24 protein-coding genes, 1 riboswitch and 1 other annotated feature are annotated in these 23,547 nt (G+C 40.3%); of the genes, 17 read left to right on the forward strand and 7 right to left on the reverse strand.

The window, feature by feature from the left end; translation table 11 throughout:
- Positions 1-324: 324 nt before the first annotated feature.
- From V7083_RS00865 to V7083_RS00880, 4 genes are all read left to right on the forward strand, one after another.
- Entirely contained in the window at positions 325-1,113 is a 789-nt protein-coding gene (locus V7083_RS00865) for an alpha/beta hydrolase family protein (RefSeq protein WP_335474368.1), read from the forward strand.
- Between the two features lie 39 nt (positions 1,114-1,152).
- Positions 1,153-1,395, forward strand: coding sequence for a DUF2584 domain-containing protein (locus V7083_RS00870; RefSeq protein ID WP_335474370.1), 243 nt, complete (start codon positions 1,153-1,155; stop codon positions 1,393-1,395).
- Between the two features lie 102 nt (positions 1,396-1,497).
- Positions 1,498-2,022 carry an RNA polymerase sigma factor gene (locus V7083_RS00875; RefSeq protein WP_335474372.1) on the forward strand — a complete coding sequence of 175 codons (525 nt, stop codon included), beginning with the start codon at positions 1,498-1,500 and terminating at the stop codon, positions 2,020-2,022.
- Positions 2,003-2,965, forward strand: a complete 963-nt coding sequence (locus V7083_RS00880) for a hypothetical protein (protein ID WP_335474374.1) — start codon at positions 2,003-2,005, stop codon at positions 2,963-2,965. Before V7083_RS00875 ends, V7083_RS00880 begins: the two co-directional genes overlap by 20 nt.
- Before the next feature lie 38 nt (positions 2,966-3,003).
- On the opposite strand, the gene pckA is transcribed toward V7083_RS00880, so the two are convergent.
- Positions 3,004-4,587, reverse strand: coding sequence for a phosphoenolpyruvate carboxykinase (ATP) (gene pckA, locus V7083_RS00885; protein ID WP_335474376.1), 1,584 nt, complete (start codon positions 4,585-4,587; stop codon positions 3,004-3,006).
- A gap of 234 nt (positions 4,588-4,821) precedes the next feature.
- Positions 4,822-4,958: riboswitch (SAM riboswitch) on the forward strand.
- A gap of 259 nt (positions 4,959-5,217) precedes the next feature.
- On the opposite strand from pckA, the gene metK reads away from it, so the two are divergent.
- Together metK and asnB are read left to right on the forward strand one after the other, a co-directional pair.
- On the forward strand, positions 5,218-6,420 hold the full coding sequence (gene metK / locus V7083_RS00890) for a methionine adenosyltransferase (RefSeq protein WP_335474378.1): 1,203 nt from the start codon (positions 5,218-5,220) through the stop codon (positions 6,418-6,420).
- Positions 6,421-6,648: 228 nt separating this feature from the next.
- The gene (gene asnB / locus V7083_RS00895; RefSeq protein ID WP_335474381.1) at positions 6,649-8,553 is read left to right on the forward strand and encodes an asparagine synthase (glutamine-hydrolyzing); all 1,905 of its coding nucleotides are present in this window, start codon (positions 6,649-6,651) and stop codon (positions 8,551-8,553) included.
- A gap of 43 nt (positions 8,554-8,596) precedes the next feature.
- On the opposite strand, the gene V7083_RS00900 is transcribed toward asnB, so the two are convergent.
- Positions 8,597-9,124, reverse strand: coding sequence for a gamma carbonic anhydrase (locus tag V7083_RS00900; protein WP_335474383.1), 528 nt, complete (start codon positions 9,122-9,124; stop codon positions 8,597-8,599).
- Positions 9,125-9,292: 168 nt separating this feature from the next.
- Between V7083_RS00900 and V7083_RS00905 the strand changes: the two genes are divergently transcribed.
- Both V7083_RS00905 and V7083_RS00910 read left to right on the forward strand, forming a co-directional pair.
- Entirely contained in the window at positions 9,293-10,096 is an 804-nt protein-coding gene (locus tag V7083_RS00905) for an alpha/beta hydrolase (RefSeq protein ID WP_335474385.1), read from the forward strand.
- Positions 10,097-10,113: 17 nt separating this feature from the next.
- Positions 10,114-11,193 carry a tetraprenyl-beta-curcumene synthase family protein gene (locus V7083_RS00910; RefSeq protein WP_335474387.1) on the forward strand — a complete coding sequence of 360 codons (1,080 nt, stop codon included), beginning with the start codon at positions 10,114-10,116 and terminating at the stop codon, positions 11,191-11,193.
- Between the two features lie 22 nt (positions 11,194-11,215).
- On the opposite strand, the gene V7083_RS00915 is transcribed toward V7083_RS00910, so the two are convergent.
- Together V7083_RS00915 and V7083_RS00920 are read right to left on the reverse strand one after the other, a co-directional pair.
- Positions 11,216-11,788, reverse strand: coding sequence for a class I SAM-dependent methyltransferase (locus V7083_RS00915; RefSeq protein ID WP_335474389.1), 573 nt, complete (start codon positions 11,786-11,788; stop codon positions 11,216-11,218).
- Between the two features lie 16 nt (positions 11,789-11,804).
- The gene (locus V7083_RS00920) at positions 11,805-12,752 is read right to left on the reverse strand and encodes a TIGR01212 family radical SAM protein (RefSeq protein WP_335474391.1); all 948 of its coding nucleotides are present in this window, start codon (positions 12,750-12,752) and stop codon (positions 11,805-11,807) included.
- Positions 12,753-12,957: 205 nt separating this feature from the next.
- Here V7083_RS00920 and V7083_RS00925 point away from each other — a divergent pair, with 205 nt between their 5' ends.
- From V7083_RS00925 to V7083_RS00960, 8 genes are all read left to right on the forward strand, one after another.
- The gene (locus V7083_RS00925; protein WP_335474393.1) at positions 12,958-13,218 is read left to right on the forward strand and encodes a YtzC family protein; all 261 of its coding nucleotides are present in this window, start codon (positions 12,958-12,960) and stop codon (positions 13,216-13,218) included.
- A gap of 12 nt (positions 13,219-13,230) precedes the next feature.
- Positions 13,231-13,410: a glycogen biosynthesis protein GlgD gene (locus V7083_RS00930; RefSeq protein WP_335474396.1), complete on the forward strand. Its 180-nt coding sequence runs from the start codon at positions 13,231-13,233 to the stop codon at positions 13,408-13,410.
- A 339-nt stretch (positions 13,411-13,749) separates the two neighbouring features.
- On the forward strand, positions 13,750-14,553 hold the full coding sequence (locus V7083_RS00935) for a hypothetical protein (RefSeq protein ID WP_335474398.1): 804 nt from the start codon (positions 13,750-13,752) through the stop codon (positions 14,551-14,553).
- 83 nt (positions 14,554-14,636) lie between these two features.
- Entirely contained in the window at positions 14,637-15,149 is a 513-nt protein-coding gene (locus V7083_RS00940) for a NapC/NirT family cytochrome c (RefSeq protein WP_335474400.1), read from the forward strand.
- A 2-nt stretch (positions 15,150-15,151) separates the two neighbouring features.
- Positions 15,152-16,615 (forward strand): ammonia-forming cytochrome c nitrite reductase subunit c552, encoded by a 1,464-nt coding sequence (locus V7083_RS00945; RefSeq protein ID WP_335474402.1) that lies wholly within the window; start codon positions 15,152-15,154, stop codon positions 16,613-16,615.
- A gap of 168 nt (positions 16,616-16,783) precedes the next feature.
- Entirely contained in the window at positions 16,784-17,977 is a 1,194-nt protein-coding gene (locus V7083_RS00950; RefSeq protein WP_335474404.1) for an MDR family MFS transporter, read from the forward strand.
- 139 nt (positions 17,978-18,116) lie between these two features.
- Positions 18,117-18,337: a binding site (T-box leader), on the forward strand.
- Positions 18,338-18,568: 231 nt separating this feature from the next.
- Entirely contained in the window at positions 18,569-20,986 is a 2,418-nt protein-coding gene (gene leuS, locus V7083_RS00955) for a leucine--tRNA ligase (protein WP_335474405.1), read from the forward strand.
- 57 nt (positions 20,987-21,043) lie between these two features.
- On the forward strand, positions 21,044-21,349 hold the full coding sequence (locus V7083_RS00960) for a rhodanese-like domain-containing protein (RefSeq protein ID WP_335474407.1): 306 nt from the start codon (positions 21,044-21,046) through the stop codon (positions 21,347-21,349).
- Positions 21,350-21,380: 31 nt separating this feature from the next.
- Here the strand turns inward: V7083_RS00960 and V7083_RS00965 are convergent, their stop codons facing one another.
- From V7083_RS00965 to V7083_RS00975, 3 genes are read right to left on the reverse strand one after another with little or no spacing between them, the layout of a single operon-like run.
- On the reverse strand, positions 21,381-21,905 hold the full coding sequence (locus V7083_RS00965) for a ferric reductase-like transmembrane domain-containing protein (protein ID WP_335474409.1): 525 nt from the start codon (positions 21,903-21,905) through the stop codon (positions 21,381-21,383).
- Positions 21,892-22,785 (reverse strand): FAD:protein FMN transferase, encoded by an 894-nt coding sequence (locus V7083_RS00970; RefSeq protein ID WP_335474411.1) that lies wholly within the window; start codon positions 22,783-22,785, stop codon positions 21,892-21,894. Before V7083_RS00970 ends, V7083_RS00965 begins: the two co-directional genes overlap by 14 nt.
- Positions 22,785-23,207, reverse strand: coding sequence for a hypothetical protein (locus tag V7083_RS00975; protein ID WP_335474413.1), 423 nt, complete (start codon positions 23,205-23,207; stop codon positions 22,785-22,787). The genes V7083_RS00970 and V7083_RS00975 overlap by 1 nt, the downstream gene beginning before the upstream one ends.
- A 150-nt stretch (positions 23,208-23,357) precedes the next feature.
- Here V7083_RS00975 and V7083_RS00980 point away from each other — a divergent pair, with 150 nt between their 5' ends.
- A complete protein-coding gene (locus V7083_RS00980) occupies positions 23,358-23,543 on the forward strand; it encodes a sporulation protein Cse60 (RefSeq protein ID WP_335474415.1) in 186 nt (61 codons plus the stop codon).
- Positions 23,544-23,547 lie beyond the last annotated feature (4 nt).

Here is a 23,547-nt window from a genome sequence, read left to right on the forward strand (position 1 = left end):
AAGGGAAAGGTCGCCAATAGGGCTTATTGAAGACTGAAGATAATAAGAATCAAGGAAACCAGTCGCCAACAGACCTTCTTGAAGACTTAAATAGAAAAATTAATAGATCGATCGTAGTCAAGATGCTTCATAAAGCCCGCTGAGGCAAAAAAAGAGGAGCCCTGGTCGTTCTGAATGTTTCATAAAGCCCGCCCAGGCAATAAAAACTTAGCCTGGTCTTTATAAACGCTGCATAGACCCAAAAATTACATAAGAAAACCTAAAAGAGCATTTTTGTCAGGGCTATAGAAACCATAAAAAAATAAAACAAAGGAACCATCAAAAATGAACAAATCAAACGGCAAAATAATCAATATACAACGTTTCCCCTCTCCTAATCCAAATGTTGAATTAAAGATCATCACCTATCTTTCCAACGGGCTCAAAGTAAAGGGGTTGCTGGCGGAGCCTAAAGGGGAAAAGACGCATGAGGGTTTTCTCTATTTGAGGGGCGGCATTAAAAATGTCGGCAAGGTCCGCCCGGCCCGGGTGGCTCAGTTCGCGCAGGAAGGTTTCATTGTCTTTGCACCGTATTATCGGGGAAACCAGGGTGGTGAGGGGAATGAGGATTTTGCAGGCGAAGATAGGGAGGATGCATTTTCGGCGTTTCTACTGCTAAAATCACTACCACAAGTCCAAAACATCCACATCTTTGGATTTTCAAGGGGCGGTGTCATGGCTTTGTTAACCGGTATCCAATTTCCAGATGCTGCTTCGCTTGTGACATGGGGCGGCGTCAGTGATATGAGTCTGACCTACCAAGAACGAAAAGACCTGAGAAGGATGATGAAACGGGTAATTGGAGGGACGCCAGAAAAGCTACCGGAACAATACCAGTCAAGAACACCACTGTACCATTTAGAATCATACGAACCCCCGACTTTAATTATTCATGGAGTGAATGACCATAATGTATCGGTGGAGCATTCCCGCCGTTTGGAAGGACAGCTGAACTCTCTTGAGAAACCGGTTGAATGTTGGTATTTTGAGGGCTTCACCCACTACTTCCCTCCAGAAATCAATCGAAAAGTCGTCCAGGATTTAACGAAGTGGATGAAAAAACATGGCAAATAATGATAAGATATAGATATAACTAGTAGAGGAGCGAATTTTATGGGAATGCCTCTTGAATTAAATACACTGATTGTTACAAAAGGCAGGGAAAAACGGATTGAAGAAAATCTGTTTGAGCTTGAAAAAGAAGGTTATCGTCTTTATCCGATTGAGATACCAGTTGATGTTAGAAAAACTTTGGATTGCAGTTCCAGTGGTACAGCGCTAATTAAAAAGGTTACATGGGAAAATAACCTGACCACCATCACATACCAATTAATCTCATTAAATTCAACGAACTAAGCAGGGGGTAACAGACCTGCTTTTTATTTTTGCAAAAAAGTGTAAGATTTTTCGGGTATCCCCGTCTTATTTTTAGAAATGCAATTGAGAGGAGGGCTAGGGGTGGAGGAAAATGATTTAATCGAAAAATGGTTTATTCAATATGAGAAGGATGTCACCAATTACCTCGTCTATTATACCAGCTCACCAGATGTTGAGGATTTGGTTCAGGAAACATTCCTGCAGGCATATCGGGCATTGAGCGGTTTTAAACATGAATCGAGCCCTAAGACATGGCTGATTTCCATTGCCCGAAATGCAGCGATTGATGTATATCGAAAAAAAACGATCTGGCAAAAATTGAAGGAGCAGCTTCAAAATGAGCCGGCAAAGCACCGAGAGTCACAAACGGAAACCATATTTTTTCAAAAAATGGAAAATGTCAATTTGTACGAAGCCATAGACCAGCTAAAGCCCAATTACAGAGACGTTATTTTACTAAGGGGGATTGCAGAATTGTCATCCCGAGAAACAGGGCAGGTTCTTGGCTGGACGGAAAATAAGGTGAATGTGACGTTTTCACGAGCGATAAAAAAATTAAATGAACGCTTAAAGGAGGGAGATTTTTTTGAGCAATTTATCGGGTAAAGAGTTGCTGGAAAAGATGGCTGAGTTTCCTAGGCATGAATTAACCACGAAACAAAGGACGGAAATGTTAAAAAAAATAACAGCGGCCAAAAGGCCGAAAAAGCTGATAAATCTACAAAGAATCGGTGCATTGGCCGCTGTTCTCCTCCTTGCCTTTATTGGACCGCTTTTGTATTTTAGCTATTCTGAACAAGATCCTTCGCAAAATTTGGGTGCATCTCCCATAAAAGAAATTCAGGCTGATTATTTTGCGTTGGTTGATCAGGAAGGGAAGCCACTCTATATAGACAGTAATTTCGGGATCCCAAATAAAGTTAGTTTATTAGCGCCAAAAGAATGGGTGGCACGCGATAATCGCTCACTCGCGAAAATCATGATCTTTTTATGGGGGAAAGACATTCAACAAAACCAAATTCTTAATATAGATGCTGTCAATGTCAAGACAGGAGCTAAATTGCATTTGGATAATGCTGAACTAGGTGCAGGAATGTACGGGGCGGATGCCCATGCACTAGCAAGCTTTAAACAGTTAGATAGCCCTGGGATATGGAATTTGATTTTTACAGTCTATAATAGTTCCGGTAAAAAGAAACAGGTTGGTGAATTTTCTATTTATGTAAAAAAACCATATATCACAATAGGCAACTCTACTTTATTAATCTCAGAAGAGGATATATATGCCGGTTTTTATGAGGATGTCTATTTAGAGGTTGAAGGCGATCATCTCCCAAACGAGATCCAATTAGAGGTATTTCAATTAGAAACGGCCGAGCCGGAGACTTTTTCCTTTAAGGAAAAAACCGACTTTACAACAACTGACGGGAAAAAGATTTCCATGTACAAAGGGAATTTCCAAATTAAGAAAAGTGGCAAATATCGATTTACGGTGTTAAACCAATCACAGTCTGTTGATGTAGGCAGGCCGATAGATGAAAACAAATAAAAATGCGATTCATAATCGAATCGCATTTTTTGTAGTTATTACGCAATCGGTCCGCCAAGCTCTTCCACTTTAGGATCGATGTTTTCGAATTTTTTAAAGTTGTCACGGAATTTGCCAGCTAATTCTTTGGCTTTTTCTTTATAGGCATTTGCATCTAGCCATGTCTTCGATGGTAGGAGTACTTCGTCCGGAACACCAGCAATGTGAAGTGGAATATTCAATCCGAAAATGTCATCCTGCACTGTTTCCACATTATTTAATTCACCTTCAAGGGCTGCTTGAATCATAGCTCTTGTGTAAGCAAGCTTCATACGGTTACCGACACCATATTCGCCGCCAGTCCAGCCTGTATTGACCAGGAAGACATTAACATTGTGTTCTAAAATTTTCTCACCCAACATTTCGGCATATCTCTGTGCCGGTAGAGGTAGGAATGGTGAACCAAAGCATGTGGAGAAGGTTGCCTGTGGTGAAGTAATTCCGCGCTCAGTTCCAGCAAGCTTTGATGTATAACCGCTCAAGAAATGATACATGGCTTGTTCTTTTGTTAATTTTGAAATCGGAGGTAGTACTCCAAAAGCATCTGCTGTTAGGAATACAATCGTATTTGGGTGGCCTGCAACGCTAGGCTGTACGATATTATCGATTGCATCAATAGGATAAGCTGCGCGTGTGTTTTCTGTTAATGTTCCATCATCATAATCAGGAATTCTTGATTCTTGATTAATCACCACATTTTCAAGGACTGTACCAAAACGGATGGCATCAAAGATTTGCGGTTCTTTCTCTCTACTTAAGTTGATACATTTTGCATAGCAACCGCCTTCAATATTGAAGACCCCGTTGGATGACCAGCCATGCTCATCGTCACCAATTAGGCGGCGATTCGGATCAGCGGAAAGCGTCGTTTTCCCTGTTCCGGATAAGCCGAAGAATAAGGCAACATCCCCTTCAAGCCCCACATTTGCCGAGCAATGCATGGAAAAGATATGGTTTTCTGGCAATAAGTAATTCATGACAGAGAAAATTGATTTTTTCATTTCACCAGCATATTCTGTTCCGCCGATTAACACAATGCGCTGTTCAAATGAAATAATAATAAACGTTTCTGAATTTGTACCGTCAACTGCTGGGTCCGCTTTAAAGGAAGGGGCAGAAATCACCGTAAATTCCGAGTCATGGGTTAATAGTTCCTCTTCAGTTGGACGGATGAACAATTGATGGGCAAATAAATTATGCCATGCTAATTCATTGATGACTTGAATCGGTAACCGCGACTTTTTATCAGCACCAGCGAAGCCCTTAAACACAAAAATTTCTTTTTGCTTTAAGTATTCTATTACTTTGTGATAAAGTTTAGTAAATACCTCTTCTGAAATCGGTTGATTCAATGATCCCCAAGCGATTTTATCTTTAGTTGATGGCTCAAATACAGTAAATTTATCTTGAGGTGAACGGCCTGTATACTTTCCAGTAGAGACCGTAATTGCACCCGATGCAGTTAAGGATCCTTCGTTTCGGCTCAAAATTTTCTCGACTAACTGCGGCACGGATAATTGGACATGTGCCTGGCTTTCCTCCAGAAACTGCTTTAATTCATTTGGGACATGAACAGAATTCATTTAATGAGACCTTCCTTTATTTTAATTTTGATATTTGTAATATTAATAATAATTAGTATAACATATTTAAATAAATAGTCTATACTAATTGATAAAATTAGGTACCATTTTATAATTTTACTAAATATTTTGAATAGAAATCTAGTAAGAGATATGTATGATTTATAGAAAGTTTCTTAAAAATCCATTGACTTTATTCTTTGGTGTGTTATGATTTTGATTTGAACGGATACTCTCTTATCCCGAGCTGGTGGAGGGACAGGCCCTATGAAACCCAGCAACCTGCAGTCGATGTAAATGGAGATATTTCATCTCAAATTCGATGCAAAGGTGCTCAACCTGTTGCAAGGCTTGTCCTTGAACGATAAGAGTGAAAGGAACGCAAACTTTTGCTATTAACCTTTCCTCATTGGGAAAGGTTTTTTTATTGGGTAAAATTTGCAGCATACATAAGACTATATGACCATCTTTAGACTTCAGCTGAGTTTTTATGTAGTTTTTCATAAAAAACTTGAGTTTATTTCATACTATAAGGGATGAGTTCCGTATCAAATCCGAGGTTACGCGTTCAGGTATGTTCATATCCGCACAATTAACTTCACTTATTTTATTAAATAGGAGGAATTCAGATTGTCAACAAAACGTCGTTTGTTTACTTCTGAATCAGTAACTGAAGGTCATCCTGATAAAATTTGTGACCAAATTTCTGATTCCATTTTAGATGCTATTCTAGCAAAGGATGCTAACGCCCGTGTTGCGGCTGAAACGTCGGTTACAACTGGTTTAGTGCTAGTTGCCGGAGAAATTACAACTTCTACTTATGTAGATATTCCAAAAATTGTCCGTGAAACGATTAAAGAGATTGGTTACAATCGTGCTAAATATGGCTTTGATTCTGAAACTTGTGCAGTATTAACATCTATTGATGAACAGTCCCCTGATATTGCCATGGGTGTCAATCAGGCCCTGGAAGCCCGTGAAGGTCTAATGTCTGAAGAAGAAATTGAAGCAATCGGTGCCGGTGACCAAGGGTTAATGTTTGGGTTTGCCTGCAACGAAACAAAAGAACTTATGCCACTTCCAATATCCCTTGCACATAAGCTTGCCCGACGTTTGGCAGAAGTTCGTAAGGAGGATATTCTTCCTTATCTTCGCCCGGATGGAAAAACTCAAGTTACAGTTGAATACGATGAAAATGATAAGCCGGTTCGAATCGATACGATCGTTATTTCCACTCAGCATCACCCGGAAATTACGCTTGAACAGATTCAACGTAATATCAAGGAACATGTCATCAATCCGGTTGTTCCAAAAGAATTAATTGATGAAAACACGAAGTACTTTATTAACCCTACAGGACGCTTTGTTATCGGTGGACCTCAAGGGGATGCTGGTTTAACAGGCCGTAAAATTATAGTAGATACTTATGGAGGATATGCTCGCCATGGCGGTGGTGCTTTCTCCGGAAAAGATCCTACAAAGGTTGACCGTTCCGCAGCCTATGCCGCCCGCTATGTTGCGAAGAATATTGTCGCTGCAGGTCTGGCTGAAAAATGTGAAGTTCAGCTTGCTTATGCCATTGGTGTGGCTCGTCCAGTATCGATTTCGATTGATACGTTTGGTACCGGCAAAGTGAACGAGGATATATTAGTAGATCTAGTCAACGCGACCTTCGACCTTCGCCCTGCTGGCATCATTAAAATGCTGGATTTACGTCGCCCGATATACAAACAAACAGCTGCCTACGGACACTTTGGCCGTGCAGATGTAGATCTTCCATGGGAGCGTACAGATAAAGCGGAAGCATTACGAGAGCAAGCAGGAAATCGATAATGATGGATGGGAGTTACCTAAACGGTGTAACTCCCATTTTGTATTTGGTTTTTTTTTGTTCAGTGATTCCTAGGGCCTGAATAGAATGTTTAAATAGGTCTTTAGAAGGCAAAAAATGAGAATATCCATAAATTCCTTTTGTTCACAGTGCCATTTTAATAAAAAAGTGGTAGTATTAGATGGTATGTTTTAAATGGATTTTTAGAAAAATGGAGTAGGTGGTACATAATGTGTGGTTTTATTGGTTGTGTACACGACAAACCGCAAAATTACAGTGACGAGCAAAAACAATTATTTACAAATATGAATGATATTATTACGCACCGGGGCCCGGATGATGATGGCTTTTTTTATGATGAACATATTCAATTTGGGTTCCGCCGTTTAAGTATCATTGACATAGAATCCGGTCATCAGCCGCTAACCTATGAGAATGAGCGTTATTGGATTATTTTTAATGGCGAGATTTATAACTATGTAGAGTTGCGTGAGGAATTGCTTAAAGAGGGCTTAACCTTCTCCACAAGCTCCGATACAGAAGTGATCATAGCGTTATACAGCCATTTAAAAGAAAAAGCAGTGGAAAAGCTGCGCGGTATGTTCGGTTTTGTCATTTGGGATAAACAGGAGCAAACCCTTTACGGTGCCAGAGATCCGTTTGGAATTAAACCTTTCTTTTATATGGAGGATGGAGACAGAACCTTCTTTGGCTCTGAGAAAAAAAGTATTTTACTGGCACTTGAAAATGATGTTTTAAACTATGATGCCTTACAGCACTATTTAACTTATCAATTTGTCCCTGAGCCTGATACCTTATCTGAAGGTATTAGAAAGCTTGAGCCTGGCCATTATTTTACGAAAAAAATTGGCGAGCCTATGAAGATGAACAGATATTGGAAAGCACACTTTAAGCCTGTGGACAAAGCGGAAGCAGATTTTATAAAAGAAATTCGTGACGTCATGTTTGATTCTGTGAAAATGCATATGCGCAGCGATGTGCCGGTTGGTTCATTCCTTTCAGGCGGGATTGATTCTTCGATTATAGCTTCCATCGCCAAGGAGTTCCATCCAGCGATTAAGACATTTTCAGTCGGATTTGAGCACAATGGTTTCAGTGAAATTGATGTCGCTAAGGAGACCGCTGAAAAGCTTGGTGTAGAAAACATTAGCTATGTGATTTCACCGCAAGAATACATGAATGAGATTCCAAAAATCATGTGGCATATGGATGACCCACTAGCAGATCCGGCTTGTGTCCCATTATATTTCGTTGCACGTGAAGCAAGGAAGCATGTAACGGTTGTCCTTTCCGGAGAAGGTGCAGATGAGTTGTTTGGCGGTTATAATATTTATCGCGAGCCACAATCTCTAGAAGTGTTCAATAAAATTCCTCGCATCGGCAAAGTACTCTTAAAGGGAATTGCCAATATGATGCCGGAAGGAACAAAAGGAAAAAGCTTTATCGAGCGTGGTGTAACTCCAATGGAGGAACGATACATTGGGAACGCCAAAATGTTTACAGAAGAGGAAAAGCGCGACTTGTTAAACGTTTATCGTGAAGGCTTGAAATATACGGATATCACTAAACCGCTTTATGTTGAATCTAATGGGTACGATCCGGTTGACCGGATGCAATATATTGATATCCATACTTGGATGCGCGGCGACATTTTGCTGAAGGCTGATAAAATGACGATGGCTCATTCATTGGAGCTTCGTGTACCTTTCCTTGATAAAGCTGTGTTTGAGGTAGCATCGAGAATTCCAACCAGTTTGAAAACAGCAAATGGAACCACTAAGTATGTGTTGCGTAAAGCCGCAGAAGGCATTGTACCGGACCATGTCCTGAACCGGAAGAAACTTGGTTTCCCTGTACCAATTCGCCATTGGTTGAAGGCAGAAATGAATGAGTGGGCTAAAAATATCATTCGTGAAAGCCAGACTGATCATTTACTTAATAAAGCCTATTTATTAAAGCTTCTTGATGACCATTGTCTAGATAAAGCTGATAACAGCCGGAAAATCTGGACTGTACTGATGTTTATGGTATGGCATCAAATATATGTTGAAAATGTCTATTCCTTTCAACTGGAAAAAGATCTAAATAAAGTTCGTGAAACAGTACAACACTAAAAAAGTAAGCACCCAGAAATTTTTGGGTGCTTTTTACATATCCTTATTTATCAGAATTTTTTTGTTGGCAGGACTTATAAAATTGGGCCTTTTCCGCATATTCTCTAGTAATTCTATTCATGTCTTTTCGATCTTCCGGAGTGATTTCTCTCATAACTTTTGCCGGTCTGCCAAATGCTAAGGTATTAGGAGGAATTTTTTTTCCTTGGGGGACAAGACTTCCTGCCCCAATAAACGCGCCCTCGCCAATTTCAGCCTGGTCAAGTATAATAGAGCCCATGCCAATGAGGGCACCTTTTCGAATGGTACAGCTGTGCAGGATTACTTGATGGCCGATAGTCACTTCATCTTCTAAAATCAGCGGGTTATTGGGGCTTTGATGTAGGATGGAATTATCTTGAATATTAACCTTTTTGCCAATTTTGGTTGGGGCAACATCGCCTCTAATGACGGAGTTAAACCAGACGCTGGATTCCTCACCAATTTCCACGTCACCGGTAATGGTTGCATAATCTGCAATAAACACGCTGTCGGCTATCTTTGGATAAATGCCCTTATAAGGATATATCATTGTGTTCGCTCCTTTAGAAAAAGTAATTATATTTTACCGAATTTTAACACCATTTTTCAAAAATAAATATCAGTAAGCAAAGTCGAAAACTAAAGGATTCTTTTTTAAAATATGATAAAATACAAAAATGATCAACTCTGTAATTATTGAGTCTAGGGGGATAAAATCATGTGGAAATGGGAAGCAGAAGGGGGAGCAAAAGGAGTAATCGTGATTGTTCACGGAGCCATGGAACATCATCGCCGCTATGGTTGGTTGATTGAGATGTGGCGTTCTTCAGGCTTCCATGTCATTATGGCTGACCTTCCCGGACAAGGGATGACGACTAGATCCCGCCGCGGTCATATTGATTCATTTGATGAGTACATAATTGAGGTAAAGGACTGGATCCAGGCAGCTTATCGTTATGACCTCCCTGTATTCTTATTAGGGCATAGCATGGGGGGGCTGATTTCCATTCGATTATTGCAGGAAGAGAATGTAAATATAGCCGGTGTGATTCTTTCATCACCATGTTTAGGCTTGGTTAATAAACAGCCTAAATTAATCGAGCTGTTATCTTATTTATTAAATATTGTTTTTCCTTCGCTAAGAATGAATACCGGGCTTACCGTGCAAATGGCAACGAGAAACGATGAAGTCAGAGAAGCCGACTCCAACGATACACTTTACGTGACAAAAGTTTCCATTAGATGGTATCGTGAATTGGTTGAGGCAATAAAGCAGGCCTTTCAAGAAATTGAACATACAAAGGACGTTCCAATGCTGGTCATGCAAGCAGGGGCTGATAAGATTGTAAATAAAGTGCCAGTAAGGGAATGGTTTAATTTTGTACCTTTATCGGAAAAAAGATTTAAAGAATGGCCAAAATGCTATCATGAAATTTTTAATGAACCTGAACGTGAAGAAGTATTTGAATACGCGAAGGATTTTGTCATGAGTCAGCTCAAAGCAATTGGCTATATTGTGTAGAAAGGGTGTTATTTGCCATGATGCCATTCACCCTCATGTCCAGGGTTTACCGAAAAATACTTCCAGCAGCACATAAAGAATTGGCTTATTGGAAAAGCCGTGCTGCACAAATTCCTAATCCAGAGCTAAGAAAACAAGCTTTGGCAAGTATTGAGCATAAAACCTTTCATTGTGAAGGTGGTTCCATTTTGGCGATTACTGCCAATGATCAGTACAAAAAAGCAATCCAATTTATTGTCGCCTATCAGACAATTAGTGATTATTTAGATAATTTATGTGACCGAAGTACTTCACTCGATCCGGATGATTTTGCGGCTTTGCATGAATCCATGAAGGATGCACTTAATATTGATGCTGAGCCCCAAAATTATTACCGGTTGCGTGAGGATCAGGATGATAACGGTTATTTGAATGAGTTATCAGGTACATGTCGCTCCCTGCTGCAGGAGCTGGAAAATTATGACATAATTAAGGATTATTTATTGGAGCTTTGTCATTATTATTGTGATTTGCAAATCCACAAGCATGTAAAGCTGGAAGAACGGGTGCCCCGTTTGGAAAGGTGGTTTCGCGATTATCAAACTGGACTGCCCGAAATGGAATGGTATGAGTTTTCAGCTTGTTCAGGCTCTACATTGGGAATATTTTGCCTCGTTTCTTATGCTTTCCGCAACGATTTTAAAGCGGAGGATGCCGAAAATATACGGAAAGGATATTTTCCCTATATCCAAGGTTTGCATATTCTTTTGGACTATTTTATCGATCAAGAAGAAGATATTGTTGGCGGGGATTTAAATTTTTGTGCCTATTATAAAAATCAAGAAACACTCTTCAACAGATTAAAGCACTTTGTGACTGAAGCAGACAAGCATACCGATTTCCTTCCGCACAAACAATTTCATCGATTAATTAACCGTGGACTGCTGGGGATTTACCTATCGGATTCAAAGGTAAGAAAACAAAAAGAAGTAAGAAAATTAGCGAAAAAAATTATTAAGTCCGGCGGCTGGGTTAGCTATTTCTTTTACTTCAACGGATTAATGTATCGTTCTTTTCAGAGGGCAGTGCCTTCCTTTGTTTTAAGAATGATGAAATAAAAACCAGGCCACAGCCTGGTTTTTATCGTTTTTCGATCGCCACAATAAATGGCGGGTTATTTTGTTGATTGATAAATTGATACTGAAGAACATGTGCCGTTTTTTGGTCCAAGCTGCGGCAAAATTGCAGCAAAGCATCTCTTTCAACCGCACCTTCATCATGTCCGTGGTAGATCACCAACACCATTATTCCTTCAGGTGCCATAATCTGCAGCAGCTGCTTAATGGCTTCAATGGTTGTTTCCGGCTGAGTTACCACCGATTTATCACTGCCGGGAAGATAACCAAGATTAAAAATGGCCCCGCTAATCCTTCCGTGATGAATGGGAGGAATAAGGTTAGCTGCCTTTTCATGACCATCAACGAATAACGTTACTCGGTCTAGTAAGCCAGATTGCTTTAAGCGATCTTGGGTAGTAATAAATGCCTGTTCCTGAACATCAAACCCGTACACTTGGCCATTTTCGCCAACGAGATCCGCTAAGTAAACCGTATCATAGCCATTTCCGATAGTCGCATCTACAACCGCATCGCCCGGTTTGACTGCTTTTTCAAGTAATATTTTAGCATAGGGAAGAACTCGATCCAGTTTCATTGTTTGATTTCCCCCTTTACTTTACGTACCTTTTTCCTTGCCAGCTGTCACGCCTTTTTAACTCAGCATCAATGGCGTTCAAAACTTCCCACTTGTTTACGCTCCACATTGGGCCAACCATCAGGTCAATTGGTCCATCCCCGGTGATCCGGTGCACAATCATTTCAGGTGGTAAAATTTCGAGTTGGTCACATACTAAATTTACATAGTCCTCTTGTGAGAGAAACTCAAGCATGCCTTTTTCATATTGCTTAACCATTGGTGTTCCCTTTAATAAGTGAAGCAGGTGGATTTTAATACCTTGAACATCTAATTTTGCAACCTCACGTGCGGTTTCCATCATCATGTCGTAGTTTTCAAGCGGAAGACCGTTTATGAGGTGCGAACAAATCCGAATTCCGTGTTTTCTAAGCTTATTTACCCCATCCACATAGCATTGGAAATCATGGGCACGGTTAATTAACATTGCCGTTCGTTCATGAACAGTTTGTAGGCCAAGCTCCACCCATAAATAGGTTCTTTCATTTAATTCCGCCAAATATTCCACAACATCATCAGGGAGACAATCAGGACGAGTGGCAATTGACAGACCCACTACCCCATCTTGTTTTAACACTGTTTCATATTTTTCTTTAAGGATCTCAACAGGTGCATGAGTGTTTGTAAAGGCCTGGAAATAAGCCATATATTTGCCGTCTTTCCACTTGGTATGCATCTTTTCCTTGATGTCACTGAACTGTTTTTCAAGGGACTCTGCACGATTGCCAGCATAATCACCTGACCCCGCTGCACTGCAAAATGTGCAGCCGCCATGGGCAACTGTACCGTCACGGTTTGGACAATCAAAGCCGCCATCAAGAGCTATTTTAAAAACCTTATGGCCAAATTGCTGGCGAAGATGATAATTCCAAGTATGATAGCGTTTGTCATCAGAAGCATATGGAAAAGGTTTAGTCTGAAGCATTCTCAGAAAACCTCCTTTATTAGAATAAGCATAAGGTTTATTTTAACATGAAGCATGATGCATATCCAAATGTAATTCTTTCATGCAAAATTCCCAATAATTATTAAAGAATCGATGTTATAGGAAAAAGTGTGCGGAACAAAATAAGAAATGAAGCAGTGCGCTTCATTTTGCAGATTTCAACATCATGAAGGGGGTCCATGAGATGGCTACTCGAGATTCGATGGAAGACTTAATGCAGCAGGTAGAAGATACGGTTCGCTATGCGGAGGAGCAATTTAAGCAAAGCAGTATGCAAGAGCATTACAATAACGATGATTATACTCAGGCTTTGCAGCGGTTGGAGCAAACCTACCAGGATATTTGCAAAATAGCCCATAGTGCGAATTCACAGCAGCGAGATCAGCTTCATCGTATGAGACTTCAAATTCAGCAACTTCAAAACAGTATGATTTTAGAAGGGTAGGAGGAAACCGTTTTGAAAAAGCGATCCAAACAACAAAACCCGGAACAAAAAACAAGAAACGGCATTAATAATCAAGATCTTGAATTAGGGCAGGATATCGATTTAGTAAAGCAGTCTAAAAAGAAATATGAAAATAGCGGCGGTCAACCAGTAAAATCGAAATTTCATCAAGAAAAAGATCAATCTTCATAAATTTTTCAAAAAATCTCTCAACAAATTGTTGGGAGATTTTTTTATTAAGAAGTGGGAATTAATCCCTAAAAATTAAATTTCTCACTAAATACAAATTGTAAATACAGGAAATTTATGTTCACATATTAGCAAAATCTGATTATTACTTTGTGATTTTGGTCACGGAATGGGATTCTTTTACATGGTTTAAATAGAGTAAGGATTTTACGAAAGCTCATTCAAAAACCCCCTTTTTCCGTTAGGCGAACCGGATCAATTCGGCGGTTCCCTAACCCTTTTCATAATTTATGTGAAGGTGTTCACATTTTATCCATCATTATTTTTTAGGGAGAATTACGTATGAAAAAAATAATCTATATTATTTTAATCCTATTTGCTGTTGTAAGCCCTTCCGCCTGCTTTGCTGAAGAGTCTTCCAATGTCTTAGGCATGGAAGAACTTTCGATTCAGGTGATGCCAGAATATACCTACCATCCAAATGATAAAAAAAAGAACCATGCCCCTCTGTTAATCGGCTATCAAGGATCGATGGTCAACAATTCAGATCACCCACAGAAAGGGCTGATTGAAATACCGCTGCCAATAAAGGAGAAAAATTTCCGGATTGGTTATGTGGCCGACTATTCAAGTGATTTGACAAAAACCAATGAAATTGAATATTCGATTGATCGTGAAAAAGGAACAATCTCCTGGACAACAAGTAATGAAATCCCACCTCAAGAACTCTACAAATTTGTCATTGAGTATTATACAGATAGCTTACAAGTGAATCATGACGATAAATCGCTGACTTACCATTTTACCAGTTTTGCCGATATTGGCTTGGTCAATGTTTACTTTACCCAACCTAATCAAGCAAAAAAGTGGAAGCTGACACCTGCACCCGAGGAGAAAAGTCATGCTGATGGAAAAAAATCCTTTGCTTATCACTTCCAAAATGTAAAAGACGGCACCGAAAAAAACTTCAAACTTACCTATAAACGGCTAGAAACAAAAACAGTCCTGGAGCTGCAGCAATCAAAAAATTTGAACAAAAGAAATAATGTTAGTCAGATTAATCACCTTGCTATTGGTGCATTTGGAGGGGTTAGTGTCTTATCCATTGGAGCCCTGGCCGTTTTGATAAAAAGAAGAAAGAACTAGTTTTCCTAATTAAGGGATTAGGGTACGAGAGTACTTTAATACATACACAGAGAGAGAAAACAAAATCTATGGGAGGTGAAGAAATGTTTAAAAAGCTGCTGAAAATTGACAAAAAGTTTTTAGTAGTGCTGGCAGTTCTCATTGGCGTGTTTTTATCGTTTTCAACCGTAAAAACCCTGGCTTATCTTGATTCACCGGGCTTCTGTCAAAATTGCCATACGATGCAGTCTCAGTACACTTCATTCATGGATTCTACTCACGCGGAACTTCAGTGTAATGATTGTCATTTACCGCATAAGAGCGAAATGGGAAAGTTATTTTTCAAAGGTCGTGCGGGTATGACTCATATTTACTATAACACTCTTGGCACAGAGAAGATTCCGCAAGAGATCCATGCAACGGAACGAACGAAAAGCATTATGAATGATAACTGTATCTCCTGTCATAAGAGTACGCTGACAAACATCTCGCACGATGCGAAGGATAGCTGTACATCTTGTCACAAAACTGTACCGCACGGCAAAGGCTTTAAGGATAGTCATTTTAATGAGCCGCCTAAATCAGGGGAGTTATTAGAAAATAAGGGAGGATATTAAGAATGAGAAAGTTCCGTAACGGGGCAATTCTTCTCCTGCTGGCTTTTGTTTTAGTCATTACTGGCTGCAGTAAAGATACAGCAAGTGAAAAGACAGCCAATGCGGCAGGCAAGAAGACGACAGGGCTCTCAGAAAATGAGATAAACAATGAGGCATTTAAAAACTTATTTCCATTGCAATACAATAGCTATATGAAAAATAAAAAAATGGAGGATACCAAATACGGCGGTTCCGTCAAACGAAGTAAATATGATCCGGATAAAGAGCCGCTGTTGCCGATTTTGTTCAATGGTTATGGTTTTGCAACTGAGTACAATGAAGACCGCGGCCACGTTTATGCATTAGAGGATATCCGCAGTGTGAAGCGGATAACCGATAAGTCTGTAGGTTCCTGTTATACATGTAAATCTACAGCAGTTCCACAAATGATTAAGGAGATGGGAGACAGCTATTGGGGCGCCAATTTTAATAAAGATATTTGGCCCAAGGGAGAGGCGATGGGCCACTCACCAATTGGCTGTTCTGACTGTCATGATCCGAAAACCATGGATTTACGGGTTACCCGACCAAGCTTCTATAAAGCTTTAAAAGCTAAGGGCGTAGATGTTTCCAAACCGACGAAAAACGATATGCGCAGCTATGTTTGCGGCCAGTGCCATGTCGAGTATTATTTCTCTGCGAAAAATAGTGAAGTAACCTTCCCATGGACAAAAGGCTTCAAGCCAGATGAAATGTATGAATACTACAGTACCATTGCCAAGGAAAACGGCTTTGAAAAGGACTATATCAGCAATATTTCTGGAACGCCGATTTTAAAAGCACAGCACCCTGAGTTTGAAACTGCCTCTTCCGGTACACATGGAAAAGCAAATGTAGCTTGTGCCGACTGTCATATGCCTTATGAGCGCGTAGATGGTAAGAGAAAGATTTCCTCCCACTGGTGGACGTCACCACTTAAAACGATGCAAACATCTTGTGGCCAGTGCCATGGAGATCGTGACTTAGATAAGCTCAAAGATCGCGTAATTGAGATTCAAGATGCCAACGTAAAAGCCTTGCATGAAGCTCAAGATACTTCAACTAGTGCTCATTACTATGTCAATAAAATGATTACATCAGGTGTCAGCCAAGCGAAGATTAAAGAGGCTCAGGAGCATGTCCGTAAGGGTCAATGGTTCTGGGATATTATTGCAGCGGAAAATTCAGCTGGATTCCATAACCCACAAGGTTCAATGGATTCATTAAGGATTTCTCTTGACGAATCAAACAAAGCCATCCAACTTGCTACAGAAGAATTGGTCAAGAAAGGTGTTAACCTTGAGGAATTGAATGCTGAAATTGAAAAAGTGAAGACAGCCGTAGCGGATGAGAAGGTAAATGAGAAGAAGAAAGATCATGCCGTAAACAGCTACTTCCCTGGCCAAGCACCAGTTGTACCGACCGTTCCGACCACGACTAAGAAATAAATCCATACTTTGGGACACCGTTTCTCTAAGCAGAGACGGTGTTTTCTTTACCTTATACTTTTTTGGGGAGCTAAAAATGACGAACTAAAATGATTGCACTCCGTATGAAAACCGTCTAAAATTACCTAGGGTAACGAAATATTTTTACAGAATAAAGGAGCGTTTTTCATGCCTCGTGCCATATGGCTTTTAGTTCTTGGGATGGCGGTGAATACTATTGGCTCTTCTTTTTTATGGCCTTTAAATACAATCTATCTTCATAACCATTTAGGAAAATCTTTATCTGTTTCAGGGATTGTTCTAATGATAAACTCTGGTGCCAATGTGATTGGTAACTTATATGGTGGACATTTATTCGATAAAATCGGCGGCTATAAATCCATTATACTCGGAATCGGCATCTCATTAATTGCACTATTGGGTCTAACCTTTTGGCATGGGTGGCCGGTGTATGTGATCTTCTTAACGATTATTGGTTTTGGAACTGGGATTATATTTCCATCGATGTATGCGATGGCAGGCTCAGTTTGGAAAGAAGGCGGCCGAAAAACCTTTAATGCGCTTTATGTCGCACAAAATGTTGGTGTTGCAGTAGGAGCAGCACTTGGCGGAATTGTGGCTGATTATTCATTTGAATACATTTTCTTGGCAAATACCCTGATGTTTATTGTATTCATGTTGATTGCTGTTTTTGGCTACAGAGGAATAACGGATGAGTCCATCAAGCATGATCATAATCAAGGTTCAGGTCAACCTCTTAAAAATAACGGCCAACTTCAGCCGTTATTAATATTATGCCTAGGTTACCTGTTATGCTGGGTTGCCTATAATCAATGGACGACCACCATTGCTTCCTATACCCAAGAGATTCATATTTCTCTGTCACATTATAGTTTGCTTTGGACCATTAACGGAGCGCTTATTGTTATAGGGCAGCCAGTATTAAATGGTATCCTTTATAATATCAGGACCTCGTTAAAGGGACAAATGCTGATTGGGATGGTCATTTTTATTGTTTCTTTTATTATCGCGGGAAGGGCAACTGCATTTTCAGGATTCCTTGTCGCGATGATTATTTTAACAATCGGGGAAATGTTTGTCTGGCCTGCCGTTCCTACGGTAGCTTTTAGCTTGGCACCAAAAGGCAGGGAAGGATTCTATCAGGGGATTGTCAACAGCACCGGTACAGGAGGTAGGATGATTGGGCCGGTCCTTGGCGGGATGATGGTGGATCTTTATAGTATGTCAGTACTGTTTACCGTACTGATCGGTTTATTCCTTATTGCCATTATTACTACGTTAACCTATGACCGAATTCTGAAAAAGGAACAGGTATTACCGTCTTGCTCCCATACAGACTAAAGTGCAGGATACGCTCCTGCACTTTTTTAGTATCCGAGTTTATAGACTCAAAAAGTTGTCAAGTATGTAAATAGGCACATGTTTACTTGCATCCAATTAGAAAATTTAATACAATTAAAATTATCTTATACTTTTATATGGAAAGACTGTGAGTAGGAGTAGTAGTGGTTAATTCCTGACATTTAGAGAGTTGGCGGCTGGTGCAAGTCAACCGGGAAGATCATGAACTCGCCTAGGAGTTGCAAACATGAATTTAGTAATGTTTGCCGTACCCCGCGTTAAGGGTTATGAAGCGAGTGTTTACAACACTAATGTGGGTGGTACCGCGGGAAGATACATACAGATCCTCTCGTCCCTTTTTGGGGATGAGGGTTTTTTTATTTGGGCTGTGTTAAGGAGCAATGCTGTTCTTGAACCCCTTGTTGATTGGAGCGGAAGGCACGTAGACTCCAGTGGGAGTACGGAGCAGGTGAGACCCCCAGGCGCTAAGGCGCTGAGGAGGCTCATCGGACCGCCCACGGAAAGCGAAGTGCCTGGAGCGCAAATTAACAACCAAGTTAACAGAGCCTTATTTTTAAGGAGGAAAGGATTATGAGTTTCGACCATCAACAAATCGAAAAGAAATGGCAGCACAAGTGGGAAACAGAAAAGACGTTTAAAACAAGTGAAGAGCCTGGAAAAAGAAAGTTTTATGCATTAGACATGTTTCCATACCCTTCAGGTGCAGGTCTACACGTGGGACACCCGGAAGGCTATACCGCAACAGACATTTTATCTAGGTTAAAACGGATGCAAGGCTATAATGTTCTTCATCCAATGGGTTGGGATGCATTTGGATTGCCAGCTGAACAGTATGCATTAGATACAGGCAATGATCCAGCAGAATTTACGGCAAAAAATATTGATACCTTCCGAAGACAAATCAAAGCATTAGGATTTTCCTACGATTGGGACCGCGAAGTCAACACAACTGATCCTGGCTATTATAAATGGACTCAGTGGATTTTCCTTAAATTATGGGAAAAAGGCCTTGCCTATATCGATGAAGTAGCGGTTAACTGGTGTCCTGCACTTGGAACAGTACTAGCAAACGAGGAAGTTATTGACGGAAAAAGTGAACGGGGCGGACATCCAGTTGAACGCCGTCCGATGAAGCAGTGGATGTTAAAGATTACTGCTTACGCTGATCGGTTACTTGAAGATCTTGAAGAGCTTGACTGGCCGGAAAGCTTAAAAGAAATGCAACGCAATTGGATTGGCCGTTCTGAAGGAGCTGAAGTAACCTTCAATATTGAGGGATATGAGGAAAACTTTGCGGTATTTACTACTCGTCCTGACACCTTATTTGGGGCAACCTATGCGGTTTTGGCACCTGAACATGCATTAGTGGACAAAATAACAACCGCAGAACAAAAGGCTGCTGTTGATGCTTATTTAGAAGAGGTTAAAAGAAAGAGTGACCTTGAGCGTACAGACCTTGCCAAGGAAAAAACAGGTGTATTTACCGGGGCATATGCTATCAACCCGGCAAATGGAGAGAAAATGCCGATTTGGATTGCCGATTACGTATTAGTCAGCTATGGAAGCGGCGCAATTATGGCCGTACCGGCACATGATGAGCGCGACTATGAATTTGCCAAAACATTTAACCTGCCAATTAAAGAAGTTGTTGCCGGTGGAGATGTTGAAAAAGAAGCCTATAGCGGTGATGGGGAGCACGTTAACTCCGACTTCTTAAACGGTTTAAATAAAACGGACGCGATTCAAAAAATGATTTCCTGGCTTGAAGAAAAAGGGATCGGTACGAAGAAAGTAACTTATCGTCTTCGTGATTGGCTGTTTAGCCGCCAACGGTACTGGGGTGAGCCAATTCCAATTATTCATTGGGAAGATGGCACTACGACTGCTGTTCCGGAAGATCAGCTTCCATTGGTATTGCCAATGACAACCGAAATCAAACCGTCAGGCACTGGGGAATCACCACTTGCTAATATCGCTGATTGGGTAAATGTGGTTGATCCTGTAACAGGTAAAAAAGGCCGCCGTGAAACGAATACCATGCCGCAATGGGCTGGCAGCTGCTGGTATTACTTGCGCTATATCGATCCAACCAATGATCAGGCATTAGCTTCTGAAGAAAAATTAAAACAATGGCTTCCGGTTGATCTTTACATTGGTGGTGCCGAACATGCGGTCCTTCACCTATTATATGCTCGCTTCTGGCATAAATTCTTATATGATCTTGGCGTGGTATCAACAAAAGAACCATTCCAAAAGCTGTTTAACCAGGGAATGATTCTAGGTGAAAACAACGAAAAGATGAGTAAGTCCAAAGGTAACGTTGTGAATCCTGATGATATTGTTAACAGCCATGGAGCCGATACATTACGACTTTACGAAATGTTCATGGGCCCGCTTGATGCTTCTATCGCATGGTCAACGAACGGCTTAGACGGTTCAAGACGTTTCCTTGACAGAATCTGGCGTCTATTGGTCGAAGAAAACGGAGAATTGAATCCAAAAATTCAAGAGAATGAAGAATCTTCTAGCCTAGAAAAAGTCTATCATCTAACGGTTAAAAAAGTAACCGAGGACTATGAAGGCTTACGCTTCAATACGGCGATATCACAAATGATGGTATTCATTAATGAGGCTTATAAAGCAACTGTGCTACCAAAACAATACATGGAAGGCTTTGTGAAATTATTGTCTCCTGTTTGCCCTCATGTTGCTGAAGAGCTTTGGGAGAAGCTAGGTCACTCAGAAACTATTTCTTATCAAGCTTGGCCAGCTTATGACGAAGCAAAGCTCGTGGATGATGAAGTGGAAATTGTTGTTCAGGTTAACGGAAAAGTGAAAGCAAAGTTAATGGTACCAACAGATGCAACAAAGGACGCTCTTGAAGGAATTGCCATGGGTGATGACCGTGTTAAAGAGCAAATTGAAGGAAAAACAGTCCGTAAAGTCATTACCGTTCCAGGGAAATTAGTCAATATAGTTGCGAACTAACGGATGTTGCATCCTCCTTTTTGGAGGATGCTCTTCTAAAAAGGGGATGGACAAAGAATGGAAGAAATTAAAATCATTACACCTGATGAATTAGAACAAAAGCTTGAGGCGGGGGAAAAACTTGAGCTTATTGATGTACGGGAAGACGAAGAAGTGGTTGAGGGTATGATACCAGGGGCAAAACACATTCGTATGGGAGATATCCCAGCTCACTTAGATTATTTTAATAAAGATAAGGAATATATCTTCATTTGCCGCTCCAGCCGTCGAAGTGAAAATGTCTGCTATTACTTGCAGGAGCAGGGATTTAAAGTCCGCAATATGATTGGTGGAATGCTGGCTTGGAATGGAAAAGTTGAATAGTGAAAAAACCGATTCTGTAGAATCGGTTTTTTTATGAAGCCTGTGGGAGCCTTTGTTTATCCCGCATCATGGATATGATTAGGATAAACGGAACTATATTTATGGCAGCTAAAATGGTTCCCTGAACATCAGTCCCCATAAAGATCCAGTGTAACATGACAAATATATATATAATTGGGTTAAGGGCATGCAGCTTGCGCCATTTTTGCAAGCCGATTTTTTTTCGGGCTTTAGAGGTAAGGATCGTCATGATTAAAAAGTACATCGCTATAATACCAATGGACATCGGGATTGGTTTATAGTCAGTGGCAAATGGCATTAAAACCTCGATCAGATTAAAGGTCATATATTTGTCCATTAACGTGACCACCACATGTCCAAAGGTTAGATAAAGCGCCCAGTCTGATAAGGCCTCATGTAAAAATAAAGTTCCTGACATATTTTGTTTTCGCTGTTTTTGAATCTGTGAATATAGCCCGGTAATCACAGATACATAAAGTAAGAGAAAAGCCACGATTCCGGTCGCTCTAATCACATACCACTCAAACATTTCCATCCTCAACTGCTCCTTTCCAAATCTCTCCGTTATCCAAGATTAACACTGCTTTTACCCCTTTTTTTTGAATTAAAGCCTTTCCTTCATGTTTTCCTAAAATCAGAACCGTCTTAGCTAAAACATCAGCCTCAACTGCTGTTGGCGCAGTGACAGTGGCTGAAACAATTGTACTGTCCGAAGGCAAACCAGTTCTTGGGTCAATTAAATGATGTTTCTGTTTTCCATTTACAGACCATTTTCTTTTTGCAGAGGTAGAAGTGGCTAGGGCACCAGTTTTTATCTGAATGGAGGACAACAAGGATGATCCTTCAAAGGGATTTTCAATTCCGATATTCAACGAACGGGGCAGAGTGCCAAAAATACGAATATCCCCTCCGACATTCATAAAACCAAAGCCTATTTTGTCCAACAGCTCAGTGGCGCGATCGATGACCCAGCCCTTGGCAATACCACCAAGATCAATTTTTGTATGAAGTGTAACGGTTTGTTTCGTTTCATTTATTGTATAAGGCCGAACTTGAACAGCTGCTGCAACGCCTAGAGATGGCATGTCCAAATCCTGACCCCGGATCACTTCTATGGAATCTGCGTAACCATTTATTTCGAGGTTTTCAAGAATACCAGGATGAAAGAGTCCATCTGTTTCTTGGAAAAATTCTTCTGCTCTAGCTAATAGGGCAAACAATTCATTTGAAACAAGAAACTCTTGATCCAAGTGACGATTCAAATTGGAAAGTTCACTATTTTGCTTAAAGCGGCTGCACGTATCTTCAATAAATTCAAAAAGTTTATAGATTGGCATTAAATCATTTGCAAACATTTCTCGATTGATACATATTTTTACAAGTGTACTCATTGAGTTAAATTGATAGGTAAACATCAAGTGCCTCCCGTAGTGGTGTCAAATCCACCATGGTGTCCAAAAGATGGTCCGCCGCTCGAGAATTGCCCGCTTTGTTGATCATTACTATAATAAGACCCGTCTAGCTGATCACTGTTATATGCTGAGGAGTCTTGTTGGTCATTACCAAAAAATGAACCGTTATTATTAGTAGGACTTTGTTGATTGTATTGGGAGGATTGCTTTCCACTAATACCTTGGGTAGGTCCCTGACCTTGCTGCAGGTTGGAGTTACCCTGCGGTTGATTAGAATTAGTACTTGCTTGGCCTTGCCCCTGATTTAAAGTTGTTTGGCTATTGGAGCTATATCCGTTTGTCAGGCCAAGATAGGAAACCATTCCTGCAACTAATGCTAGACTTCCAAAACTTACACCCCATGATATTTTCTTCTTTTTATCCAATTATGATTTCTCCCTTCTTAAATGGCTTTGTCTTTATGGGATATAAATTACTCCCTTAAACTTAAAAAAGTCTTAACTTTATTCAGAAGTTAATTTTTAATACTTAGAAAATTTGCCTATACTACTAAAAAAGAGAGAGGGAGTTAAACCATGATTCAAGTAAAATTATTTGACAGGGAGCATGAGAAAGATTTAGAGAAAGAAATGAATCGATTTTTAAAAGGGTTGGAAGAAAAGAGTTTGTTGGACATTAAATACAATGTAGCAGCGTTTCCTGAAGAGGATGAAGAGGAGCAAATTTACTGCTTTTCAGCGATGATTATTTATCGGGCCTGATGAG

It is taken from the genome of Bacillus sp. JJ1764, assembly GCF_036962145.1.
GTDB lineage: Bacteria > Bacillota > Bacilli > Bacillales > Cytobacillaceae > Neobacillus.

Bases quoted from the DNA above. Each gene is read 5' to 3' on its own strand.
- V7083_RS00865 (WP_335474368.1), top strand. From the start codon at position 325: ATGAACAAATCAAACGGCAAAATAATCAATATACAACGTTTCCCCTCT.
- V7083_RS00870 (WP_335474370.1), top strand. From the start codon at position 1,153: ATGGGAATGCCTCTTGAATTAAATACACTGATTGTTACAAAAGGCAGG.
- pckA (WP_335474376.1), bottom strand. From the start codon at position 4,587: ATGAATTCTGTTCATGTCCCAAATGAATTAAAGCAGTTTCTGGAGGAA.
- asnB (WP_335474381.1), top strand. From the start codon at position 6,649: ATGTGTGGTTTTATTGGTTGTGTACACGACAAACCGCAAAATTACAGT.
- V7083_RS00900 (WP_335474383.1), bottom strand. From the start codon at position 9,124: ATGATATATCCTTATAAGGGCATTTATCCAAAGATAGCCGACAGCGTG.
- V7083_RS00905 (WP_335474385.1), top strand. From the start codon at position 9,293: ATGTGGAAATGGGAAGCAGAAGGGGGAGCAAAAGGAGTAATCGTGATT.
- V7083_RS00910 (WP_335474387.1), top strand. From the start codon at position 10,114: ATGATGCCATTCACCCTCATGTCCAGGGTTTACCGAAAAATACTTCCA.
- V7083_RS00915 (WP_335474389.1), bottom strand. From the start codon at position 11,788: ATGAAACTGGATCGAGTTCTTCCCTATGCTAAAATATTACTTGAAAAA.
- V7083_RS00920 (WP_335474391.1), bottom strand. From the start codon at position 12,752: ATGCTTCAGACTAAACCTTTTCCATATGCTTCTGATGACAAACGCTAT.
- V7083_RS00925 (WP_335474393.1), top strand. From the start codon at position 12,958: ATGGCTACTCGAGATTCGATGGAAGACTTAATGCAGCAGGTAGAAGAT.
- V7083_RS00935 (WP_335474398.1), top strand. From the start codon at position 13,750: ATGAAAAAAATAATCTATATTATTTTAATCCTATTTGCTGTTGTAAGC.
- V7083_RS00940 (WP_335474400.1), top strand. From the start codon at position 14,637: ATGTTTAAAAAGCTGCTGAAAATTGACAAAAAGTTTTTAGTAGTGCTG.
- V7083_RS00945 (WP_335474402.1), top strand. From the start codon at position 15,152: ATGAGAAAGTTCCGTAACGGGGCAATTCTTCTCCTGCTGGCTTTTGTT.
- V7083_RS00950 (WP_335474404.1), top strand. From the start codon at position 16,784: ATGCCTCGTGCCATATGGCTTTTAGTTCTTGGGATGGCGGTGAATACT.
- leuS (WP_335474405.1), top strand. From the start codon at position 18,569: ATGAGTTTCGACCATCAACAAATCGAAAAGAAATGGCAGCACAAGTGG.
- V7083_RS00960 (WP_335474407.1), top strand. From the start codon at position 21,044: ATGGAAGAAATTAAAATCATTACACCTGATGAATTAGAACAAAAGCTT.
- V7083_RS00965 (WP_335474409.1), bottom strand. From the start codon at position 21,905: ATGGAAATGTTTGAGTGGTATGTGATTAGAGCGACCGGAATCGTGGCT.
- V7083_RS00970 (WP_335474411.1), bottom strand. From the start codon at position 22,785: ATGTTTACCTATCAATTTAACTCAATGAGTACACTTGTAAAAATATGT.
- V7083_RS00980 (WP_335474415.1), top strand. From the start codon at position 23,358: ATGATTCAAGTAAAATTATTTGACAGGGAGCATGAGAAAGATTTAGAG.